Source organism: Rarobacter incanus (assembly GCF_006715765.1).
Classification (GTDB): Bacteria; Actinomycetota; Actinomycetes; order Actinomycetales; family Cellulomonadaceae; genus Rarobacter; species Rarobacter incanus.
In genome coordinates, this window is sequence record NZ_VFNV01000001.1 from 2189542 (window position 1) to 2210352 (window position 20811).

The window sequence follows — 20811 nt, forward strand, 5'->3', positions numbered from 1 at the left end:
GGAGCCGTGACCTTGGGCGGGGTCACGGCTCCCGTTCTTTGTCGATCGAGTGCGCTGCGCCTCGTTGATCGAGTGGGCTGCGCCTCGTTGGTCGAGTGGGCTGCGCCTCGTTGATCGAGTGCGCCGTAGGCGTGTATCGAGATCAATGTGAGGTGGTGGTCTCGATATGCCCGCTGGGCGGGCTACTCGACCGGCGGGGCCGTGTGTGGTTCCGCGTTGATCGAGTGCGCTGCGCTTCGTTGATCGAGTGGGCTGCGCCTCGTTGGTCGAGTGGGCTGCGCCTCGTTGGTCGAGTGGGCTGCGCCTCGTTGATCGAGTGCGCCGTAGGCGTGTATCGAGATCAATGTGAGGTGGTGGTCTCGATATGCCCGCTGGGCGGGCTACTCGACCGGCGGGGCAGTGTGTGGTTCCGCGTTGATCGAGTGCGTCCTAGGCGTGTATCGAGATCAATGTGAGGTGGTGGTCTCGATATGCCGGCTGGGCGGGCTACTCGACCGGCGGGGCAGTGTGTGGTTCCGCGTTGATCGAGTGCGCTGCGCCTCGTTGATCGAGTGCGTCGTAGGCGTGTATCGAGATCAGGCCCTATTATTGGCCAGCCGATGTGGCCTGTGTACGCCCGCTTCGCTGGGTACAAGACCAGCGAAGCGGGCTACAAGACAGGCGGGCGTCGCGGCGCGGCGGCTAGCCCTTTGCGGCCGCCACCAGCGCCTTTTGGAACGCTGCCAGATCCGTCTTTTGCGTTGCAAAGTCGGCGACGGCCGCCGTTATCGCGTCCAACTCCGTGGGCGCGGCAGCAGCCCCGTGGGCCAGCGACGACACGATGGTGTTGTCCTTGAAGTCCTTGATCGCGCCCTGTTGATACTCGGAAAACTCCGACGGATCGGCGTCAGTGCGGGCAGGGATCGAGCCCTTTGCCTTGTTGAAGGCCACCTGGCCGTCAAGCGAGCCAACCGTCTCGAGCCAGGCTTTGGAACCTTCCGGGTGCGGCGCCCCGACAGGAAGAGTAAATGAGTCAGCCAGGTAGTCGAACACTCCTGCTGTGCCAGGGACAGGCGAATACAGCACATCCGAGCCGAGTTTCGCGCCATCATTTTCCAGTTCGGCCGCAGCCCAGTCGCCCATGACGTTGAATCCTGCCTTGCCGTCCTTTAGGAGCGCAAGCGCCTGCGGCCACTCCAGCTCGTCCCGGTTTGAATTGGACAGCTCCAGGAGCTTTTGGAAGTTTTGCAGCGAAGCCCTAACCTGAGAACCACCCCAATTGGTGGTGCCGTCCCACAGGCCGTTGTAGCCCTTGACCCCGAGGTCGGCCAGCAATGTCGTTTCGAGCAACTGCACCTGAGTCCAAGACTGTCCGAGCGCCAGCGGGGTCTTGCCCGTCTTCTTTATGGCCTCTAGCGCCTTGATCCAATCGGCGGTCGTGGAGTAGGTGGCTTTCGGGTCTAAACCGGCGGTCTTGAGGACATCGGGATTGATCCACACCATGTTGGCCCGGTGAATGTTGGCCGGGATGGAATATATCTTGTCCCGCACCGTCAGCTGGCTGATCAGATCGGCGGGGAATACGTCGCGCAGGCCCCACTCGTCGTAAAGAGATGACAGGTCCTCGATCTGTCCCCGCTTGACGTAATCGACCACCGCGGCGCCCGCGTGTGATTGGAAGCTGTCCGGCGGGTCATACTCGCTGAGGCGTTCGGCCAGCACCTGTGTGGCGTTGGATCCTGCACCGCCGGCGACGGTTGCGTTGACGAACTGCACGTTCGGGTGCTGCTTATTGAAAACGGCAACAAGAGCGTCGAGGCCCGCCTTCTCCGAACCCTCAGTCCACCAAGAGAACACCTCCGCCTCGGTGGTCTGGGTCGCCGCCGACTGCTCGGTATCGCCCGACGCGCACCCGGCGATCCCCAGCGATGTGACCATAGCTGCTGCGAGCGCTACGCCGCGCACCCATTTCCTTGTCATGCCCAACCTCCGACTCTCCGGTCAACGCAGTATCCATCGCGCCATTGCGGTGGTGACGGGCCGATACGGGGGTACCGCTCCTGCGTTCGTCCAGCGCAGCGATGTTATTACTGAGGGTATCGGTCTTTAGCGTCCTCGTCTAAAACCGTCGCGCGAGGTGGCGGGTGAAATCGGCACCTATTTGAAGACGACCGTGCGCTGTCCATTGAGAAGCACGCGGTGTTCGGCGTGCCACCTGACGGCGCGGGCCAGAACTCGTCGCTCAACGTCTTGGCCCAACGTCACCAGTTCCTCCGCGGAACGACCGTGGTCGACACGCTCGACGTCCTGCTCGATGATGGGCCCCTCATCAAGGTCGCCGGTGACGTAATGGGACGTCGCTCCGATGAGCTTGACCCCCCGCGCATGCGCCTGGTGGTACGGTTTGGCGCCCTTGAAACTCGGCAAGAACGAGTGGTGAATGTTGATAACGCGGCCCGAAAGCTCGCTGCAAAGCTCATCGGAGAGGATCTGCATGTAACGCGCCAGCACCACAAGTTCGACGTCGAGGTCATTCACCAAGCGGACGAGCTCGCGTTCGGCCTCCGTCTTCGTTTCCTTGGATACCGGTAGATAGATGAATGGGACCTCATAGAAGTCGGCGAGCGGCTTGAGGTCCATGTGATTCGCAACGACTGCGGCGACCTCGATGGGGATGTCGCCGGCGCGCTGGCGGAAGAGCAGATCGTTCAGGCAGTGAGCCGCCTTGGAAACCATGATGATCGTGCGCACGGGGCGCCCGGCAGCGTCCAAGCGCCATGTCATATCGAATTCTTCGGCTACCGGGGCCAACGCCACGGATATTCGATTCGCATCGGTGGTGGTCGCCACCTCGACCCGCATAAAAAAGGTGTTGGTGAGCGGGTCCCCGAACTGCTGCGATTCCGTAATGTTGCCGTTGTGCTGTGCCAGGACCCCGGTCACCGCATGGACGATCCCGGGGCGGTCCGGGCACGATAGCGTCAGGACCCAGTGCTGCGTTGATTCGTTGCTCACAGAGGTCAAGGGTAGCCGTGTTGGGTGGCAAACGTCGCGTTGCCCATCACGCGCGCCACATGCGGCGCCGCGATTACCGCCCGGCACCCGCGGTCCCGGGTGTATTTCCCCGACAAATAGTGCGAATATAGGTCCATGAGCGACGCGACTGACGGGCCAATGGAGATCCGAATCGAGCCGATCGAGGTTTCGCATGCGGGGGAGCTTCTCACGTTGCGGCGTGCTGCTTTTGTGACCGAAGCGCAGGCTTACGGCGATCCAAATATCCCGCCGCTCACCCAGACATTGTCGCAGTTGCGCGAAGATCTGCAACGTTCTGACGTCGTGACGCTGGGGGCCTGGCTCGGGCATCGCCTGATAGGTTCGGTCCGCGTCGAATTCGAGGGGGACAAGGCGACCCTCGGGCGGCTGGCCGTTGCGCCGGACCAGCAGGGCAGGGGCGTGGGCACTCAGCTGATGTTCGCGATCCTTCCGCATCTTCCGGAAACAACGACCGAAATCTGGGTTTTCACCGGCAAGGATTCGAAGCAGAACATAGCTATGTATCAGGATCAAGGCTACGAATACCAGCACGACGAGGTTGCCGGACGCTTGACCTACGCCTATTTGCGAAAGATCCTGGCCGACCAGGGCGTCGATTAGTTTCGTTTATTTACGGACGAGTTCTCCGTGCCCGTGCCACTGCCGCCGAAGAGGTAAGTGTCGTAGCATAGTGCAGGTCGCAACTGGCGCATGAGGTGGATCACCACCAGGGAGCGACGTTGAGTGTGCCGATCGTAGGTCGTTCGCCTGGGCCGACGGTCACGTGCCAGACCGATTTGTCGTGTCTACGTGGCCGCAGCCACGAGGGACCTAACGAGGAGTAAACGTGAGCGAAGCGAACGCCCAAAACCCCCTACTCAACGCAAACATCGCCGACTTGGATCCAGAAATCGCCGCCGTCCTCGACGGAGAACTGGGCCGCCAGCGCGATTACCTAGAGATGATCGCGTCCGAGAACTTTGTTCCGCGCGCCGTGCTACAGGCACAGGGTTCGGTTTTGACCAACAAGTACGCTGAGGGATACCCGGGCCGCCGATACTACGGCGGCTGCGAAGAAGTTGACGTGGCCGAAGAACTAGCCATCGAACGGGCCAAGGCGCTGTTCGGGGCGAAGTTCGCTAACGTGCAACCGCACTCCGGTGCGACCGCGAACGCCGCCGTTTTGCACGCGATTGCGCGGCCCGGCGACACCCTGTTGGGCCTGTCGTTGGACCAGGGCGGTCACCTGACCCACGGCATGAAGATCAACTTCTCCGGGCGCCTTTACGACATCGTTGCCTACGGTGTGGACCCGGAGACGTCGCTGATTGACATGGAAGAGGTGCGGCGCCTCGCCCTCGAGCACAAGCCGAAGGTCATCATCGCCGGTTGGTCGGCTTACCCCCGCCACGTTGATTTCGCAAAGTTCCGCGAGATTGCCGATGAGGTTGGGGCGTACCTGTGGGTCGACATGGCGCACTTCGCGGGGCTGGTCGCAGCCGGCCTGCACCCCAGCCCGGTTCCGTACGCCGATGTGGTTTCCTCGACTGCGCACAAGACGTTGGGCGGGCCTCGTTCTGGTTTCATCCTGACCAACGATGAGGCGCTGGCGAAGAAGATCAACTCCGCGGTATTCCCGGGCCAGCAGGGCGGGCCGCTGATGCACGTGATCGCCGCGAAGGCTATCGCTTTCAAGGTCGCGGCCGGCGAGGACTTCCGCGATCGGCAGGCGCGCACGCTGCGCGGCGCCTCGCTCATCGCCGATCGGCTGATCGCGAAGGACGTCGCGGATGCGGGCATCGCTGTGCGTTCGGGGGGAACCGACGTGCACCTGGTGCTGGTCGACTTGCGCGACGCCGCCATCGACGGCAAGCAGGCCGAGGATCTGCTGCACGAGGTCGGTATCACCGTCAACCGCAACGCGGTTCCGAACGACCCGCGTCCGCCGATGGTGACTTCGGGTTTGCGTATCGGTACCCCGGCGCTCGCCACGCGCGGGTTTGGGGACGAGCAGTTTACTGAGGTTGCCGACATCATCGCGATCACGCTCCGTGACGGCGCCAACGCCGACGTTGCGGCGCTGCGCGCCCGCGTCGCGGCCCTCACAGCGCAATTCCCGCTGTACCCGGGCCTTGCGCAGTACTGAGCGGGGTCTAAAATGACGGCGAACGTTCTAGATGGCAAGGCGACGGCCGCGACCATCAAGGCGGAACTGGCGGATAGAGTCGCGGCGCTACGGGATCGCGGGACTGAGCCGGGTCTCGGCACGTTGCTGGTGGGGCAGGACCCCGGAAGCAAGTGGTATGTCGCGGGTAAGCACCGCGATTGCGCCGAGGTCGGAATACGCTCGATCCGCGAGGATTTACCCGAGACGGCGACCCAAGACGAGATCGAGGCCGCGGTCACGAGGCTGAACAACGACCCCGCATGCACGGGCTATATCGTGCAGTTGCCGCTCCCGAAGGGAATCGACACCAACAGGGTGCTGGAACTGATCGATCCTGACAAGGACGCAGACGGACTGCACCCGACGAACCTGGGGCGGTTAGTTCTGCGTGGCTCGGGACCCATCACGTCTTCCTTGCCGTGCACTCCATTCGGGATCGTGGAATTGGTCGAAAGGCACGGCCTTTCCTGGGCCGGGAAGCACGTTGTCGTCGTTGGGCGCGGGGTTACCGTGGGACGGTCGATCGGGCTGCTGCTCACGCGCAAGGAGATCAATGCGACAGTCACTCTGACGCACACCGGGACGCGTGATTTGCCGGCCCTACTGCGCCAGGCAGACGTCATCGTCGCCGCCGCCGGTTCGCCGGGAATCGTGTCCGCGGCGGACGTGAAGCCGGGGGCCATTGTCCTGGATGTCGGCGTTAGCCGCGCAACCGACCCTCAGACCGGGAAATCGGTGGTCGTTGGCGATGTCGATCCGGCGGCCGCCGAGGTGGCGGGCTGGCTTTCGCCCAACCCCGGAGGAGTGGGGCCGATGACTCGGGCGATGCTGTTGGTCAACGTGGTGGAGGCAGCCGAACGGCAGGCGGGACTTTAGCAGTAAGGGCGTGCCGCGCATGTGAGAAGGCCTTGGGCCGGGTTTTTCATCCCCGGCCCAAGGCCTTCTCCGCATGGATCCGCGGGCTACCTCACACGGATTTTAGTGCTGATTTTGGCGCTGCTGATGTTCTTATTGCCCCGTATCGACAGCTTGATTCTTCCCTTCTTTGTCGCGTTCTTTACCGCGATGGTGGTTTGCCACTTCCCCTTGACCAAGCGGAGCTTTCCCTTGCCAATCTGCTTCCCGTTGACGCTGGCTTTGACGGTGCCGCGCAGGTTGGCGTTGCGCGGCGCGGTGAAGACGACACGGATCCGCCTGACCGTCCCGCGTTTGATCGCGCGCTTCTTGCCCTTTCCCAGGGCTCGCTGCTTCGCAATGACGGCCTTGGCCTTCTTGACTCGGACGATCAGAGTTTTTGAGAACGAGGCCCCCGTCTTCGGTGTCACCGTCACCCGCAGTGGATAGGTGTTGGCATCGAGGCCGCGGTCAAGAACGAACGAGGCCCTCCCGTCCTGCAGCCGCAGCGTCCGGTTCGCGCTCTTGGACCCGGCAGAGAGGCGCACGGTGATCGAGCCCTCGACCGGCTTGCCGGATTCCGTGATCGCAAACGAAACGGTGTTGGTGCGTCCGTACGTCGCTGTCAGGCCCGCCACCACGGATCTGTAGTCCATGGTTACCCATTCGATCGTGGAATCGTTGTCGTTGCCGCCGGTGCCGCCGGTGTTGTCGTTGCCGCCGGTGCCGCCGGTGTTGTCGTTGCCGCCGGTGCCGCCGGTGTTGTCGTTGCCGCCGTTGCCGCCGGTGTTGTCGTTGCCGCCGTTGCCGCCGGTGTTGTCGTTGCCGCCGTTGCCGCCGGTGTTGTCGTTGCCGCCGTTGCCGCCGGTGTTGTCGTTGCCGCCGTTGTTACCGCCGTTGTTGCCGCCGTTGTTGCCGCCGGTGTTGTCGGTGCCGCCGTTGTTGCCGCCGGTGTTGTCGTTGCCGCCGTTGTTGCCGCCGGTGTTGTCGTTGCCGCCGTTGTTGCCGCCGGTGTCGGTGTTTCCCGCGTCGACGGGGCCCTGCTTGGCGGCGAGCAGTTTGGTATTCAGCGTCGAGATTAGTTCGTTGCGCTCATCGCCGGACAGCTCCCACCACATGCCGCCTCCCAGACCGTTGGCGACGATGTATGAAGCCTTTGCCGCTATCGACTCCTTGTTGTCGTAGGACCACCATGTCTTGGTTGACGCGTTGTAGCACCAGGCGGCGCCGGCCACCGGGTCAAAGGAATCCGTGCATGTCCCAGTGATGACGTCATAGTCTTCATTTCCTGCTTCCCAGGTGCCATGGGCTGCCGTGTAGTTCCCGGATACCCAAGACTGATCGGAAGTGACGCCCGACCATCCGCGGCCGTAGGCGGCAAGACCGATACCAAGTTGCGAAGGTGCGATCCCCTTCGACGTGTATTGCTTGACAGCCTTATCGATGCTGTACCGCTTGTCCGCCGCGCGATTGTCCTTTGGATCGTCGTAGAGGTTTGCCTGATGTCCGTTCTTCGAAAGATCCCAGGTCCCCCAGAAGTCGTAGCCCTGGATGTTCCCGTAGTCGAAGTAATCGAACAGCTCTGGGTCATTCCAACCACCCGCGTTAATGTCAGCCGGGTTAGCGGGCAAGAATCCGGACAGCAAGTAGTGGCGGCCCGTTTGGTTCTCAAGGGCATCTAGTTGCGTGCGGAATTCCTTGAGCAGTGCTTTGAAATTCGCCTTGTCGTTGACGGGGTCAACGAAGTTCGAAGCCTCCCCGTTCGTGGAGCCTGGCCATTCCCAGTCGATATCGATTCCGTCGAAGATGCCGGCCGCAGCGCCGTCACCGCCGAAGCCATCGATGATTGGAACGTTGCCCTTGAGGTACAGATCGATGCATGAAGATACGAGTGCCTTCCTGGATGCATCCGTCGCCGCGGCCTTTGAGAAGTACTTGGAATAGGTCCACCCGCCGATCGAGATCATGACCTTGAGGTGTGGGTACTTCGCCTTGAGTTGCTTGAGCTGATTGAAGCTACCGGCTAGTGGCTGATTCCACGTATCGGCCGTGCCCGACACGGAATCACCGGCCGAATAGGTCTTGCCATAGTCCGCGAACGCGTCCCCTGCGCCTTCAGGGTGGCCTTCGCGTGCCTGTCCGTTCTTGATAAAGCACTTGTAGGTGTTGTTATCGATATTCGCGAACGAGTAGTTGATGTGCGTCAACTGCTTGGCGGCGCCGGAAGTGTCGACGTTCTTGACCGTAAACTTGCGACCGTAGACACCCCATTGAGCAAAGTATCCGACATTGCGGTATCCGTTCAGAGCGGAGTCCGGTGCAGTCGTTCCACCCGTGCCGCCTGAACCCGATCCGTTGTTGGAACCGTCGCCCGATCCTGGCGTCGTCCCTCCACCGCTGCCGGGATCACCCGTGCATGCACCATTGTCTACCCATTGCTCGGCCTTTCCTGGGATATCGGTAGCACCTGCCCACCACTTCGCGGTGTAGGTATGCCCCTGATATGTGACCTGCGAGCCGCCGCTGTAGCTTCCCGTCGCGGCCCATGCGGGCGCCGTGCACGCTGCATCAGCGGCGGCAACTACCGGCGCGGCGCTGCCAATTGCCGCGCCTGAACTGAGTGCGAGCGCTAATGCGGCAGCACCCGCGACGAGTACCTTCTTGTGCCTCGACCAGAGGGAGGCGTCGAGCTGAGTTGAACGAAACATAGCTTCCTTGCTATTCCTGAGTGCCCGCGTGCATGTCTTTTGCAGGCTCTTGATATCGACATCGTTATGTTCACACGCAGAACTAAACCTCGCATCCTGAAAGGGGCGCAAGGCGAATTTGACGATGCCGAGCAGCGCTCTGACCGTTCAACTTCTGAACTCATTTGCTTACCGCGACGCGTATCCGCGAGGATGTGACGGTGCTAAAAATCGCGACAATCAATGTCAATGGAATCCGTGCGGCGGCGAAGAGGGGCCTCGTCCCTTGGATAGAAACGCAACGGCCAGATGTACTGCTCCTGCAAGAAGTGCGGGCAAATGACGACATCGTCGCCGACCTGCTACCCGGATGGAACATCGCGCATCAGGCGTGCCGGATCAAGGGGCGCGCGGGTGTGGCGATTGCCACCACGCTGGCGCTGGGCGACATTCGCACCGGGGCCCAAGACGAAGAGCCCGATGTTGATACGGGGCGCTGGATTGAGGCCGACATCATTACCCCGTCGGGTACTGCGCTCACGGTGGTGTCGGCCTACCTGCATTCCGGCACGGTTGGAACCATCAAAATGGACCAAAAATACGCGCACCTGGACGTTGTCACCGACCGCATGGCGCACCTGGCGCAGCGCGGGGGGAAATCGATCGTGGGTGGGGACATCAACATCGCCCACCACAACGACGACATCAAGAACTGGAAGGGAAACCTGAAAGCGGCCGGATTCCTGCCGGAAGAGAGGGCCTACCTGGATCGCTGGTTCGACGAACTGGGATTCGTAGATGTCGGGCGGGCGGTTGCCGGCCCGGGTCCCGGCCCATACACCTGGTGGTCGTGGCGGGGCAAGGCATTCGACAACGATGCTGGGTGGCGCATCGACTACCAGATAGCGACCCCGGAGCTGGCGGCGACGGTCAAGTCTGCTGTCGTGGATCGCGCGGCCGCATACGACCAGCGCTTTTCGGACCACGCCCCGCTGATCGTCGAATACGACATCTAGAGCGGCACGGGGGCGCCGCGCCCTACAGCGGCGAGATCGGGAGGGATTGCCCGGGCAGACCGCGCGGCCGGCTCGTTAGTGCGCGGGCAACGCGCGTGATCGCCTGCGCGGCGGCGGATTGCGGATTCCCCAGGACCACCGGTAGGCCGCTGTCCCCGCCCTCACGAATCGCCGTGTCCAGGGGAACCTGCCCCAGAAGGGGAACCGGCGACCCGAGCGATTGGGCCAAACGACCAGCGACGAGTTCCCCGCCGCCGCGCCCAAAGATTTCCATGCGGGATCCGTCAGGGGCTTGCAACCACGACATGTTTTCCACGACTCCGGCCACGCGCTGGGAGGTCTGCACGGCCAGGGCCCCGGCCCGCATGGCGACATCCGCAGCGGCAATCTGCGGGGTCGTCACGACAACGAGCTGGGAAGTCGGCAGCAGTTGTGCGACGGAGATCGCCATGTCGCCCGTGCCGGGCGGCAAGTCGAGAAGCAGCACGTCCAGGTCCCCCCAAAAAACGTCGCCGAGGAACTGCTCCAGCGTTCGGTGGAGCATGGGGCCGCGCCAGACGACCGCCCGGCCCGGGGGCGTGAACATGCCGATCGATACGAGCTTTATCCCGTGTATGACCGGCGGGATCAGCATTGCGTCTATGCGCGTTGGCTGAGCGGTGGAGCCGAGCATCAAAGGTAGCGAGAAACCGTGAATGTCCGCGTCAATGACGCCGACGCTCAGTCCATCCGCGGCCATCGCGGCGGCGAGATTCGCGGTCATGGTCGACTTGCCGACCCCGCCCTTGCCGGATGCGATCGCAAAGATGCGAGTCAGGGATCCGGGGTCCGCGAAGGGGTTGGGGGCGCGTCCGTCGGTGCCGCGCAAGGTGATGCGCAACTGCGAGCGCTGCGCGGGCGTCATGACGCCGAAATCGATATCGACGTGGCCCACCCCGGGCACCGAGAGCGCCGCCCGGGTCACCGCGTCGCCCAAATCGGCGCGAAGCGGGCAGCCGGCTTGGGTGAGGTCGATGCCGATTTGCACCCGGGTTGGGTCGGCGGGGTCGAGAGCGACGCGGCGCACCATGCCCAGTTCGGTAATGGGACGCCGGATCTCGGGGTCGTCGACGGTAGAGAGCGCGTCGCGCACGCGGGCAATCACGGTATTCTGCGCGGGAGTTTCCATGGTCAGATCGTTATTTTCTTTCCGTCGAAATGTGCGTTGTCCCGTTGTCCTCGGCGTGATCGTCGCGGTCGTCGTGGTTCAACTCTTCGAGCAGGTTTCGCAATTCGGAGCGCACGAAGTCGCGGGTCGCCACGTCGCCCAGGGCGATCCGGAGCGCCGCGACTTCCCGCGCCAGGTATTCGGTGTCAGCCAGATTACGCTCGGCGCGCTGGCGATCCTGTTCGGCGCTGACGCGGTCGCGATCGGTCTGCCTGTTCTGCGCCAGCAGGATTAAGGGTGCGGAGTAGGACGCTTGCAGGGACAGCATCAACGTCAGGGCGGTGAAGCCGTTCGCGGCCTTGTCGAAACGTAGCTCACCGGGGGCAAAGGAGTTCCAGGCCAACCACGCGATACAGAAAATCGTCATGTACACCAAGAACTGCGGTGTCCCCATGAAGCGCGCTATCGCCTCGGAGACGTTTCCGAAGCCCTCTTGGGTAACGTTGACTCGCGGCAGAATAGTGCGCCGAGTGGTGCGGGGAAGATCCAGGCGCTCAGCCATGATTAGCGTCCCCCTGTGTCTTCGAATCGTCGGTGCCGCGCCAGTCTTCGGGCAGCATGTGGTCAAGGACATCGTCAATGGAGACGGCGCCGAGCAGGTGTCGATCCTCGTCTACGACGGGGAGGGCCAGCAGGTTGTACGTTGCGAGTTGGCGGGCGATCTCTGAAAGAGACGTGTGGGGGTCGACCGGTTCGATGTCCGAGTCGACGATGGTGCCGATGGCGCCGTGGGGCGGTTCGCGCAGCATCCGCTGGAAGTGCACGACCCCCAAGAAGCGGCCGGTGGGCGTTTCCACCGGGGGGCGGACCACGAAGATGGTCGCCGCCAGTGCGGGTGGGACATCGGCGCGCCTGATGCGTGCGAGCCCGGTGGCAATCGAGGTCTCGGGAGAAACGATCACGGGTTCGGTGGTCATCAGGCCACCGGCCGTCTTTTCGTCGTACGAGAGCAGCAGGCGAACGTCCTTGGCCTCTTCCGGCTCCATGAGCGCCAGCAACTGTGCGGCCTGCGCGTCGGGCATCTCGTGCAGCAGGTCCGCCGCGTCGTCGGGCTGCATCGCTTCCAGGACGTCCGCGGCCCGGTCCACCTTCAGCCGGGTCAAGATATCCACTCGGTCGTCGTCTGGAAGCTCCTCCAACACGTCGGCGAGGCGCTCGTCGTCCATCGCGGTTGCGACTTCGAGGCGACGGGTGTCGTCAAGCTCATGCAGCACGTCGGCTAGGTCGGCGGGTTTGAGTTCCTCGTATGTGGCCAGCAGCGTCTTGGCGCTTTGTTCGGCGCCGGTGCGTGTGAGGGCGAGCACATCGGAGACATCGGCGACCCACGTTTCGCCGCGGCGGCGAAGGACAAGCCCACCACCTGTCGGCGCGTCGCGCCGCAGCGAGAGTTTGGTGATTTCCCAATCGCGCATGCGTGATTGCTCCATGGCAAGATCTTCGATCGTCGCCTTTCCGGACCCATCCGTGAGCTGAACTTCCCTGTCGAGCAGTTCGCCGATGGCAAGTGTTTCCATCGGCCGCTGCTCGAACCTGCGCATGTTCAGTAGCCCGGTGCTAATGACCTGGCCCGGTGCAATGCTCGTGACGCGCGTCAGCGGAAGGAATACGCGTTTTCGGCCCGCGACCTCCACCACCAGGCCCACCGCGCGCGGGTTGCCGTGCTGCCGCAGCGTCACGACGACATCACGAACGCGGCCTACCAAGTCGCCCAGCGGATCGAAAACCTTGGTCCCGGCCAGGCGCGCTATAAATACCCTTCCAGAAGCACTGCTCACCGCACAAGACTAACCGGTGCGCACGCGGTAAGGGCGCCGTTAGGTTCGCTCACCGCATGACCGCAAGACACTTTCGCGCGATAATGGTTCCATGACATTTGGAGCGGCGAACAATTCTCGAATTCCCACCCTTCCGCAGGGGGTGGAGATCGCCTCGTTCAGTAACTATTTAGACGCGCAAAAGGCGGTTGACTACCTGTCCGACAAGGCCTTTGCGGTGCAGAACGTAACGATCGTCGGCGAAGACGTCAAGATGGTTGAACGAGTAACCGGACGCCTCACCTATTCCAAGGTTGCGCTCGCTGGAATGGCGTCGGGCGCCTGGTTCGGACTCTTTATCGGGCTGTTGTTTATGCTCTTCGTGAACGACGGGACCGTCGCGATGATCTCCGCGGTGGCTGTCGGTGCGGGTTTCGGGATGCTGTTTTCGGTCATATCGTTCGCTTTGACCGGCGGCAAGCGGGACTTCACCTCCGCGACCCAGCTGGTCGCCGCGCGCTACGTTGTCCTCTGCGAAGCCGCGAGTTCGGGCGCGGCCCGCGAGTTGCTGCGTGCGGGGGGTTACCTGCGCCAGACACCGCCACCGTCAGCACCCGCGGTCCAGCTCCCGGCGGATCAGCGATCCGCCGTCGGTACTGACGGCGACCCCGCGGAGCAGCCGTCTAAGCCGCACCCCAACTTCGTTGACGAGCATGGGCGCCCGCGCTACGGCGTGCGAACCGAGGATCTGCCCAGCGGCGCCGGCGCAACGGGAGCCGCCCCGCACGGATCGACCGCGGAGGCACCCAACACCGCGGATACGCGCGGCGAGCTGTAGTAGAGCCGCGCGCAGCGCGTCAACCGCCGCGTAACTAGGCCAGGCGCCGCGTCAATGGCGCAGGCTGGCGATCCACGATTCGACGTCGTCGGGGGTGCGCGGCAGCGCGGCCGACAGATTCTCGCACCCGTCTTGGGTGATCAGCACGTCATCCTCGATGCGCACGCCGATGCCGCGAAACTCCTGCGGGATGAGTTGGTCGTCGGGCTTGAAGTAGAGCCCCGGCTCGATCGTGAACACCATCCCCGGTTCCAACACGCCGTCAACGTACAGTTCGCGGCGGGCTTGCGCGCAGTCGTGCACGTCGAGGCCCAGGTGATGCGAGGTTCCGTGGACCATCCACCGGCGGTGGAACTGCCCGGATTCGGCGAGCGATTCCTCGGCAGAGACCGGCAACAATCCCCACTCGTCGAGCTTGGCGGCGATGACGCGCATCGCGGCCGCATGCACATCGCGGAACCGATTTCCGGGCAGCGCGACAGCGAAGGCCGCGTCCGCTGCCTCCAATACCGCCTCGTAAACGCGCCGTTGCGCATCGCTGAAGCGTCCACTGATCGGAATAGTGCGCGTGATATCCGCCGTGTACAGCGAATCAACCTCGACGCCCGCATCCAAGAGGAGCAATTGCCCGTCGCGCACCTGCCCGTCGTTGCGAATCCAATGCAGCGTGGTTGCGTGCGGTCCGGCCGCGGCAATGGTCTCGTATCCAACGGCGTTGCCGTTGACGCGCGCCAGCGAATCGAAGGTGGCCTCAACGACCCGTTCTCCGCGCTCGTGCCCAATTGCCTGTGGAAGAGCGCGGATGACCGCCTCGAACCCGCTAGCGGTGGCGGCGACGGCCTCGCGCAGGTGCCCGATCTCCGCGTCATCCTTGACCAGCCTCAGTTCGCTGGTCGCTTCGAAGAGCGCATCGTCGCCCCCCTCGCCCGGCCCGGTGGGTAACTGTGATTGCGCCCGTATCCGATCAACCAACTCGGTGACGGCGGCATCCGCCTCCCGCATCACCAGCAGGCCCATGCCCTCCGATCCGACGTCCTTCGCCAAGCGATCGGGGAGCGTGTCGATGTGCGCGGTCGCCATCCCGGTTTCGACGGCGACCTCGTCGAGGGTCGGACGCGCGCCAACCCAAAACTCCCCGTAGCGCGGATCCGCGAAGAACTCGTCGTTGTCGCGTTCGGCCAGCGGCCGAAAGAACAAGGTTGCCTTCGGCGTGGGATCGCTGGCGTCGGCGTCCGGCACGTCGATGACCAGGACAGCGTCCGGTTCGCGATCGGTTCCCAGCGCGCTGAGGTGCGCGAAGGCCGAATGGGGGCGGAACCGGTAGTCGGTATCGTTCGAGCGCTGCCGCAGGCCACCCGCGGGAATGACGAGGCGCGTGGCGGGGAAGGCCCGGCCCAGCCGGGCGCGGCGCCGCGCGGCGTAGGGGGCGTCGGCGCTTTGGGCCGTGCGGGCCGGTTCGCGGGGCGCCCAATTTCCCATGATGAAGTCGGAGAATGCGGAGGAGGTGGGCCGCTGGCTGCGGTTGGTTCCGCGGCGTGCCAGTGAATCCGTTGAGTGCGCCTGGTCATCGTTCGTCATGCTTTCCATTGTCCACCCACCTGACCAGCGCCGCGGCTAGAGTTGATGGCATGGGTTCGCAAAACCACCATCCGTCCGGTGAGTTCCGGGCCGATCTGCACACGCATTCGACGGCTTCGGACGGCACGACCTCCCCACGCGATGTGGTCGCGGCCGCCGCCGCTGCCGGTCTGGACGCGGTGGGTATCACGGATCACGACACAACGGCGGGGTGGGCGGAGGCGGCGCGGGCGGCAGCCTCCTGTGGGGTGACCCTGGTGCGGGGCGCGGAAATCTCGTCCGCGATGGAGAAAATGTCTGTGCACATGCTCGGGTATCTCTTCGACCCCGACAATGCCGATCTACGCCGGGAATTTGAGCTGGTGCGCTCCGATCGCGTCACGCGCGCGGAGCGGATGGTCGACAACATCGCGGCCGATCTGCCGCTTACCTGGCAGGACGTGCTCGAGCAGACGCCGCAGGGTGCAACCGTCGGGCGCCCGCACATTGCCGACGCGCTGGTCGCGAAGGGAATCGTCCGCGACCGCGACGAGGCGTTCGCCGACATCCTGGCCGCGCACGGCCGCTACTTCGTGCGCCACTACGCCATTGATTCGGTGCGCGCGGTGGAGCTGGTGCGTGCCGCGGGGGGAGTTCCCGTCATCGCGCATCCGGGCGCCACGATCCGCGGCAAGACGCTGTCCACGAATGCGTTGGAGCAACTGGTTGAAGCCGGCCTGCTGGGCATCGAGGTGTACCACCGGGACCACGATGCCAAGGAACGAGTCCGCCTCCGCGATTTCGCGCGCCGCCATGACCTGATCGTCACCGGTTCAAGCGACTATCACGGGGCGGGTAAAAAGAACCGGCTCGGTGAGAATCTCACCGAGCCGGTCATGGTCAAACGGATCGCCGCCGCCGCGGGCGTTCCCGTGCTGGGGAGACTACCGCAGTAGCGGGGCTACGCCATCAGGAATCCTTGTTCGGCGTCTCCGTAATCGGCTGGCCTCCGCGCGTGCGCCGCCGGTTCCGATTACGGCTGCGACGCGGCTTCGTTGGGTTGTCGGCAGACTCGTCGCCGTTCGCCCGCGCAGCAGCGCTGCGTTCGGTGCCGTTGCGGGAGGCGCTGTCGCCGGACCCGTTCCGCGGGCGTGTGCCCCGGTCGCGTCCGCCACGGCCCTCGCCCCGGTCGCGTCCGCCCCGGCCCTCGCCCCGGTCGCGTCCGCCGCGGCCCGGGTTCTTGGTGTGCTTGCCGGTCTCGCCGACATCCTCGAGTTCTTCTGCCTCCAGCCCGGCCCGGGTGCGCTGCGTGCGAGGCAGGCGGCCCTTGGTGCCCGGGGCGATGTTGAGATCCGAATACAGGTGATCCGAGGTTGAGTAGGTCTCGATGGGATCGGGTTGACCCAGCCCGATTGCCTTATCGATGAGAGACCATCGCGGTACATCGTCCCAATCCACAAAGGTAACCGCCGTACCACGCTGACCCGCGCGGCCCGTGCGCCCGGTGCGGTGCAGGTAGACCTTTTCGTCTTCGGGGCACTGGTAGTTGACGACGTGCGTGACGTCTTCGACATCGATTCCCCGCGCCGCAACGTCCGTGGCGACCAGAACGTCGATCTTTCCCTTGCGGAAAGCGCGCAGGGCCTGCTCGCGTGCCCCTTGCCCCAGATCGCCGTGGATGGAACCGGCCGCGAATCCGCGTTCGGTGAGTTCCTCGGTCACCTTGGCGGCGGTGCGCTTGGTACGGGTGAAGACGATGGTCAGCCCCCGTTCGTGGGCCTGCAAGATGCGCGCAAGGACCTCGATCTTATCGAGCGCGTGGGTGCGGTAGACGAACTGGGCGATGTTCTTGACCGTGACCGAATCGTCATCGGGATCCGCGGCGCGGATGTGAGTGGGCTGCGTCATGTATCGGCGCGCGAGGGCGACCACGGCGCCCGGCATCGTTGCGGAGAACAGCATCGTTTGACGCACCGCCGGAGTCTGCGCCAGCAACTTCTCAACATCCGGCAAGAACCCGAGGTCAAGCATCTCGTCCGCCTCATCCAGGACGACAATTCCGGCCCGGCGCAGGCTCAAGTGGCCCTGGTTCATCAGGTCGATCATCCGCCCCGGGGTGCCGACAATCACATCGGCGCCCGCGGTGAGCGCGGCGACCTGGGGCTCGTAGGCGCGCCCGCCGTAAAGCTGGACGATCCGCACCGATCGGCGCGAGGACGCCGTGGAGAGATCCCCCGCCACCTGCACCGCGAGTTCGCGGGTGGGAACGATCACGACCGCCTGCGGCTTACCGGGGACGGGCAGATCGGCGTACCCGGGTTCGTCCGGGCCAACGACGCGGTTGAGGAGCGGAACCCCGAAACCAAGCGTCTTTCCGGTTCCGGTCTTGGCCTGGCCGATGATGTCGTGGCCGCCCAGGGCGACCGGAAGTGTCATGGCCTGAATCGGGAAGGGGTGGACGATGCCGGCATCGCGCAGGGACCCGACCGTGTCGTCGAGTACGCCAAAATCGGCAAAGGTCTGTTCGGGAGCGGTAGACTCCGCTGCTTCTTCGTGGGTGGGCTGCGCCGCAGCGTCGGGGATGGTGTTTGTCACCTGGGCGGTCCTGTCGGATCATGTTGGGCGCCTGGACCGGCTTGTCTGCGGTCCGCGACGCTGCTCAACAAACGGACGGAGGCCGATCGCGCAATTCTACCGGGCAGCGTTGCAGCGTGCCGCGATCCCCATCACTGAAAACTGGGGGAGATGATCCGTCGTTGAGTTTACGACCGGGCAACCGTGTGAACGGAATCATTCTAGCGCGCAAAGGCGCAGTTGGGTGATTGCGGCGAACGCGAGCCACCGAACTGCGATGATGCGGGTCGGCGGCGGGGCTGCGCCGTGAAACCTCGGCGGCCCCGCGCCGCGACGCCTAGAGCGCGCCGAACCCCACCCGGTAGTGGGTTTCCGCCCCAATTTCGATGTAGGCAATGCTGGCGGCGGGGACCAGCACGGTGCGGCCCTTGGGATCGGTCAGGGAAAGCAGCGTCCCTTTGTCAATCGCGTCCTTGATGCGGTCGGCGACCTCCGATGCTGTGCTGTCCACCTCGACCGACAGTTCGCGCGGGTTGTTCTGGACTCCGATAGTGATCTCCACTGCTATCTCCTTGTCGTCTGTACGTGCGCCGGATGGCCTACGAACCGATCGTAGTGCGTGACCGGGTGCGGATCGGGCCGCGGAATGTTCCGTTCGCCACGAGCGTTATCACTAGCGTGCCGACCGTGAACTCGACCTTAGATAGACCGCCTCTGGTTCGTGCCGCGTCCCGGGACGCGGGCCGGGTAGTCTTGCGGGTAATGGATACAAACCGCGCCCCCGTGAGCGAAGCGCAGGCAGATCGCCGTGAGCGATTCGAGCGCGACGCGTTGCAGTACCTCGACCAGTTGTATGCCGCCGCGCTGCGTATGACGCGTAACCCGACCGATGCGGAGGACCTGGTCCAAGAGGCCTTCACCAAGGCCTTTGCCGCGTTTCACCAGTACCGTCCGGAAACGAACCTAAAGGCGTGGCTGTACCGGATCTTGACGAACACGTACATCAACACGTATCGCAAGAAGCAGCGCGAGCCGAAACACTCTGCGACCGATGAGATCGAGGATTGGCAGATAGCGCGGGCCCAGTCGCACACCTCGACGGGCCTGCGCTCCGCGGAGATGGAGGCGCTGGACCGCCTGCCCAACGAGGACATCAAGCAGGCACTCGCGCAACTGCCGGAAGATCGCCGGGTGGCCGTTTACCTCGCGGACGTCGAAGGTTTCCCGTACAAGGAAATCGCCGAAATGATGGGTACGCCGATGGGCACGGTCATGTCCCGCCTGCACCGCGGCCGGGCGCAATTGCGCGAACTTCTCGCGGATTACGCGAAGCAACGGGGCCTGGACGTGGGCGATGAACACCGATCCGCTTCCCCCGCGCAGGATGTACGGTCCGAAGTCGAGCAGGAGGACAAATGAGTCACCAGGCCAAGCCCTGCGGTCAATCCCCGGCAACGGGCGGTCCCTGTGATTGCCAGGAGGCCTACGAGCACCTTCTTGAGTACCTGGACTCGACGCTCAATTCGACCAGCGCCGATCGCATTCGGGCGCACATCGAGAGCTGCGAGTCGTGTTCGTCGGACGCCATTACCTCTGAGATCGTGCGGAAGCTGCTTCGCAGGTGTTGCATCGAGCAGGCGCCCAGCGAATTGCGGGTGCGGATCGTGCAAAGGTTGAGAATTATCGACGAGGCCTGACCCTTAGGCCGCTATGCTCACTGCAGCGGACGGCTTGCGCCGCGCGGAGGGGGCCAATTCGGTGGCTACGGGATGCAAAAACGGGGTGACCGCACGCTATGCGTGCGGTCACCCCGTGGTCGTTTCGCCTCGCTCAGGCGTTGGGACGCTTGCCGTGGTTAGCGGGGTTGCTCTTGCGGCTGCGGCGCTTCCGTCCACGCTTGCTCATCAACTTCTCCTGGTTTTCTTGGGGCGCCACCAATTCCATTGCGGCGCAAGGTCACTAGACATTGTCCCATAGTTTAAGGCTCACCCGAGTGCGGCCGATAATGGACCTGTGAGTAACGTTCAGTCTGTGGCCCCGCTCTTGCACGCGCTTGTTTCCGTCGGCGCATCCGATCTGCACTGCAAGGTGGGTTCCGTGCCGCGCCTGCGGGTGGACGGTCGCCTGCGAAAGGTGCAGGCGCCCGTGCTGGCACCCGCCGATACGCTGCACATACTCTCCGAGGTGCTTCCCGAAGAATTCTTCGAAGAATTCGAGCGGACCCACGAGGCGGATTTTGCGTACCAGCTCGAGGGCGTGGGGCGGTTCCGCGTGAACGCGTATCAGGCGCGCGGCTACGTCGGCATCGTGTTTCGGCGGGTCGCGGAGGGAGCGCTTTCGGTGGCGGAGCTGGGGCTGCCGGAAATAGTCGGCGCGCTCGCCCTCGAACCGCGTGGACTGGTCCTGGTAACCGGCCCGACGGGTTCCGGAAAGACGACGACGCTGGCGGCGATGGTCGATCTCATCAACACCTTCCGTGAGGTGAACATAGTGACCATCGAGGACCCCATCGAGGTTCTGCACACGGACAAGAAGGCCATCATCTCGCAGCGCGAGGTGCGCCACGATACCGCGGACTTCAATGTCGCCCTGCGTGCCGCAATGCGCCAGGACCCGGACGTCATCTTGGTGGGGGAGATGCGCGACTCGGAGACGGTCCGGGCCGCGCTGCAGGCAGCAGAGACGGGGCACATGGTGATGTCCACCCTGCACACCATCGACGCCCAAGAAACCATCAATCGCATCGTCGACTTCTTCCCGCCATACGAGCAGCAGCAGGTGCGCACGGCGCTCGCGCAGGCCCTGCGCGGAGTGGTCTCCCAGCGTTTGGTGCGCAGGGCCGACGGCGGCGGGCGACGCGTCGCCGCCGAGGTGCTGGTGAACACGGGCCGCACGGCCGAGGCCATCATGGACCCTGCGGACAATCCGCCCCTGTCGGATTTGATCGCGGAGGGCGAATACTACAAGATGCAGACGTTCGACCAGCACCTATTCGACTTGGTCCGCGACGGCGTCATCACCTACGAAGAGGCGTGTTCGGCATCGTCCAACCCGCAGGACCTGACCGTCGAGTTGCGGGCGGCCGGCATCCTCGCCTAGGCG

General features: G+C 64.0%; 19 protein-coding genes and 1 riboswitch. Of the genes, 9 read left to right on the forward strand and 10 right to left on the reverse strand.

Features of this window, described 5'->3' with window-relative positions; all coding sequences use genetic code 11:
- Positions 1–681: 681 nt before the first annotated feature.
- Both FB389_RS09045 and purU read right to left on the reverse strand, forming a co-directional pair.
- Positions 682–1959 (reverse strand): ABC transporter substrate-binding protein, encoded by a 1278-nt coding sequence (locus FB389_RS09045; RefSeq protein ID WP_142112913.1) that lies wholly within the window; start codon positions 1957–1959, stop codon positions 682–684.
- 177 nt (positions 1960–2136) lie between these two features.
- Positions 2137–3003 (reverse strand): formyltetrahydrofolate deformylase, encoded by an 867-nt coding sequence (gene purU / locus FB389_RS09050; protein WP_425467256.1) that lies wholly within the window; start codon positions 3001–3003, stop codon positions 2137–2139.
- Between the two features lie 126 nt (positions 3004–3129).
- Here purU and FB389_RS09055 point away from each other — a divergent pair, with 126 nt between their 5' ends.
- The 3 genes from FB389_RS09055 to FB389_RS09065 all read left to right on the forward strand — a co-directional run bounded on the left by FB389_RS09055 (position 3130) and on the right by FB389_RS09065 (position 6058).
- A complete protein-coding gene (locus FB389_RS09055; RefSeq protein WP_142112917.1) occupies positions 3130–3636 on the forward strand; it encodes a GNAT family N-acetyltransferase in 507 nt (168 codons plus the stop codon).
- A 69-nt stretch (positions 3637–3705) separates the two neighbouring features.
- Positions 3706–3796, forward strand: a riboswitch (ZMP/ZTP riboswitch).
- Between the two features lie 66 nt (positions 3797–3862).
- Complete coding sequence (gene glyA, locus FB389_RS09060) at positions 3863–5161, forward strand: serine hydroxymethyltransferase (protein ID WP_142112918.1); 1299 nt, start codon at positions 3863–3865, stop codon at positions 5159–5161.
- A gap of 12 nt (positions 5162–5173) precedes the next feature.
- Positions 5174–6058, forward strand: coding sequence for a bifunctional methylenetetrahydrofolate dehydrogenase/methenyltetrahydrofolate cyclohydrolase (locus tag FB389_RS09065; protein WP_142112920.1), 885 nt, complete (start codon positions 5174–5176; stop codon positions 6056–6058).
- 86 nt (positions 6059–6144) lie between these two features.
- On the opposite strand, the gene FB389_RS10615 is transcribed toward FB389_RS09065, so the two are convergent.
- Entirely contained in the window at positions 6145–8784 is a 2640-nt protein-coding gene (locus FB389_RS10615) for a glycosyl hydrolase family 18 protein (protein WP_142112922.1), read from the reverse strand.
- Positions 8785–8984: 200 nt separating this feature from the next.
- On the opposite strand from FB389_RS10615, the gene FB389_RS09075 reads away from it, so the two are divergent.
- Positions 8985–9779 (forward strand): exodeoxyribonuclease III, encoded by a 795-nt coding sequence (locus FB389_RS09075; protein WP_142112924.1) that lies wholly within the window; start codon positions 8985–8987, stop codon positions 9777–9779.
- A gap of 22 nt (positions 9780–9801) precedes the next feature.
- On the opposite strand, the gene FB389_RS09080 is transcribed toward FB389_RS09075, so the two are convergent.
- The 3 genes from FB389_RS09080 to FB389_RS09090 are packed head-to-tail and all read right to left on the reverse strand — an operon-like array spanning position 9802 to position 12761.
- Positions 9802–10947, reverse strand: coding sequence for a P-loop NTPase (locus FB389_RS09080; RefSeq protein ID WP_142112926.1), 1146 nt, complete (start codon positions 10945–10947; stop codon positions 9802–9804).
- A gap of 10 nt (positions 10948–10957) precedes the next feature.
- Positions 10958–11488: a DUF1003 domain-containing protein gene (locus FB389_RS09085; RefSeq protein WP_142112928.1), complete on the reverse strand. Its 531-nt coding sequence runs from the start codon at positions 11486–11488 to the stop codon at positions 10958–10960.
- Positions 11481–12761 carry a magnesium transporter MgtE N-terminal domain-containing protein gene (locus FB389_RS09090; protein ID WP_142112930.1) on the reverse strand — a complete coding sequence of 427 codons (1281 nt, stop codon included), beginning with the start codon at positions 12759–12761 and terminating at the stop codon, positions 11481–11483. Before FB389_RS09090 ends, FB389_RS09085 begins: the two co-directional genes overlap by 8 nt.
- Before the next feature lie 91 nt (positions 12762–12852).
- Here FB389_RS09090 and FB389_RS09095 point away from each other — a divergent pair, with 91 nt between their 5' ends.
- Entirely contained in the window at positions 12853–13578 is a 726-nt protein-coding gene (locus FB389_RS09095) for a YflT domain-containing protein (RefSeq protein ID WP_211344985.1), read from the forward strand.
- Between the two features lie 51 nt (positions 13579–13629).
- Here the strand turns inward: FB389_RS09095 and FB389_RS09100 are convergent, their stop codons facing one another.
- Positions 13630–15156, reverse strand: coding sequence for an aminopeptidase P family protein (locus FB389_RS09100; protein ID WP_142112931.1), 1527 nt, complete (start codon positions 15154–15156; stop codon positions 13630–13632).
- A 50-nt stretch (positions 15157–15206) separates the two neighbouring features.
- Here FB389_RS09100 and FB389_RS09105 point away from each other — a divergent pair, with 50 nt between their 5' ends.
- A complete protein-coding gene (locus FB389_RS09105; RefSeq protein ID WP_142112933.1) occupies positions 15207–16091 on the forward strand; it encodes a PHP domain-containing protein in 885 nt (294 codons plus the stop codon).
- Positions 16092–16104: 13 nt separating this feature from the next.
- On the opposite strand, the gene FB389_RS09110 is transcribed toward FB389_RS09105, so the two are convergent.
- Together FB389_RS09110 and FB389_RS09115 are read right to left on the reverse strand one after the other, a co-directional pair.
- Complete coding sequence (locus FB389_RS09110; RefSeq protein ID WP_142112935.1) at positions 16105–17730, reverse strand: DEAD/DEAH box helicase; 1626 nt, start codon at positions 17728–17730, stop codon at positions 16105–16107.
- A 316-nt stretch (positions 17731–18046) separates the two neighbouring features.
- Positions 18047–18271: a DUF3107 domain-containing protein gene (locus FB389_RS09115; protein ID WP_142112936.1), complete on the reverse strand. Its 225-nt coding sequence runs from the start codon at positions 18269–18271 to the stop codon at positions 18047–18049.
- Positions 18272–18471: 200 nt separating this feature from the next.
- On the opposite strand from FB389_RS09115, the gene FB389_RS09120 reads away from it, so the two are divergent.
- Together FB389_RS09120 and rsrA are read left to right on the forward strand one after the other, a co-directional pair.
- Positions 18472–19128 carry a sigma-70 family RNA polymerase sigma factor gene (locus FB389_RS09120; RefSeq protein WP_142112938.1) on the forward strand — a complete coding sequence of 219 codons (657 nt, stop codon included), beginning with the start codon at positions 18472–18474 and terminating at the stop codon, positions 19126–19128.
- Complete coding sequence (gene rsrA, locus FB389_RS09125) at positions 19125–19406, forward strand: mycothiol system anti-sigma-R factor (protein ID WP_142112941.1); 282 nt, start codon at positions 19125–19127, stop codon at positions 19404–19406. Before FB389_RS09120 ends, rsrA begins: the two co-directional genes overlap by 4 nt.
- Before the next feature lie 133 nt (positions 19407–19539).
- Here the strand turns inward: rsrA and FB389_RS10990 are convergent, their stop codons facing one another.
- Positions 19540–19614: a 50S ribosomal protein bL37 gene (locus tag FB389_RS10990; protein WP_425467272.1), complete on the reverse strand. Its 75-nt coding sequence runs from the start codon at positions 19612–19614 to the stop codon at positions 19540–19542.
- 108 nt (positions 19615–19722) lie between these two features.
- On the opposite strand from FB389_RS10990, the gene FB389_RS09130 reads away from it, so the two are divergent.
- Complete coding sequence (locus tag FB389_RS09130) at positions 19723–20808, forward strand: type IV pilus twitching motility protein PilT (RefSeq protein WP_142112943.1); 1086 nt, start codon at positions 19723–19725, stop codon at positions 20806–20808.
- Positions 20809–20811: the final 3 nt, after the last annotated feature.

Excerpts from the sequence above, each read along its gene's own strand:
- FB389_RS09045 (WP_142112913.1), bottom strand. The coding sequence starts at position 1,959 with ATGACAAGGAAATGGGTGCGCGGCGTAGCGCTCGCAGCAGCTATGGTC.
- FB389_RS09055 (WP_142112917.1), top strand. The coding sequence starts at position 3,130 with ATGAGCGACGCGACTGACGGGCCAATGGAGATCCGAATCGAGCCGATC.
- FB389_RS09065 (WP_142112920.1), top strand. The coding sequence starts at position 5,174 with ATGACGGCGAACGTTCTAGATGGCAAGGCGACGGCCGCGACCATCAAG.
- FB389_RS10615 (WP_142112922.1), bottom strand. The coding sequence starts at position 8,784 with ATGTTTCGTTCAACTCAGCTCGACGCCTCCCTCTGGTCGAGGCACAAG.
- FB389_RS09080 (WP_142112926.1), bottom strand. The coding sequence starts at position 10,947 with ATGGAAACTCCCGCGCAGAATACCGTGATTGCCCGCGTGCGCGACGCG.
- FB389_RS09085 (WP_142112928.1), bottom strand. The coding sequence starts at position 11,488 with ATGGCTGAGCGCCTGGATCTTCCCCGCACCACTCGGCGCACTATTCTG.
- FB389_RS09095 (WP_211344985.1), top strand. The coding sequence starts at position 12,853 with ATGACATTTGGAGCGGCGAACAATTCTCGAATTCCCACCCTTCCGCAG.
- FB389_RS09100 (WP_142112931.1), bottom strand. The coding sequence starts at position 15,156 with ATGACGAACGATGACCAGGCGCACTCAACGGATTCACTGGCACGCCGC.
- FB389_RS09105 (WP_142112933.1), top strand. The coding sequence starts at position 15,207 with ATGGGTTCGCAAAACCACCATCCGTCCGGTGAGTTCCGGGCCGATCTG.
- FB389_RS09120 (WP_142112938.1), top strand. The coding sequence starts at position 18,472 with ATGGATACAAACCGCGCCCCCGTGAGCGAAGCGCAGGCAGATCGCCGT.
- rsrA (WP_142112941.1), top strand. The coding sequence starts at position 19,125 with ATGAGTCACCAGGCCAAGCCCTGCGGTCAATCCCCGGCAACGGGCGGT.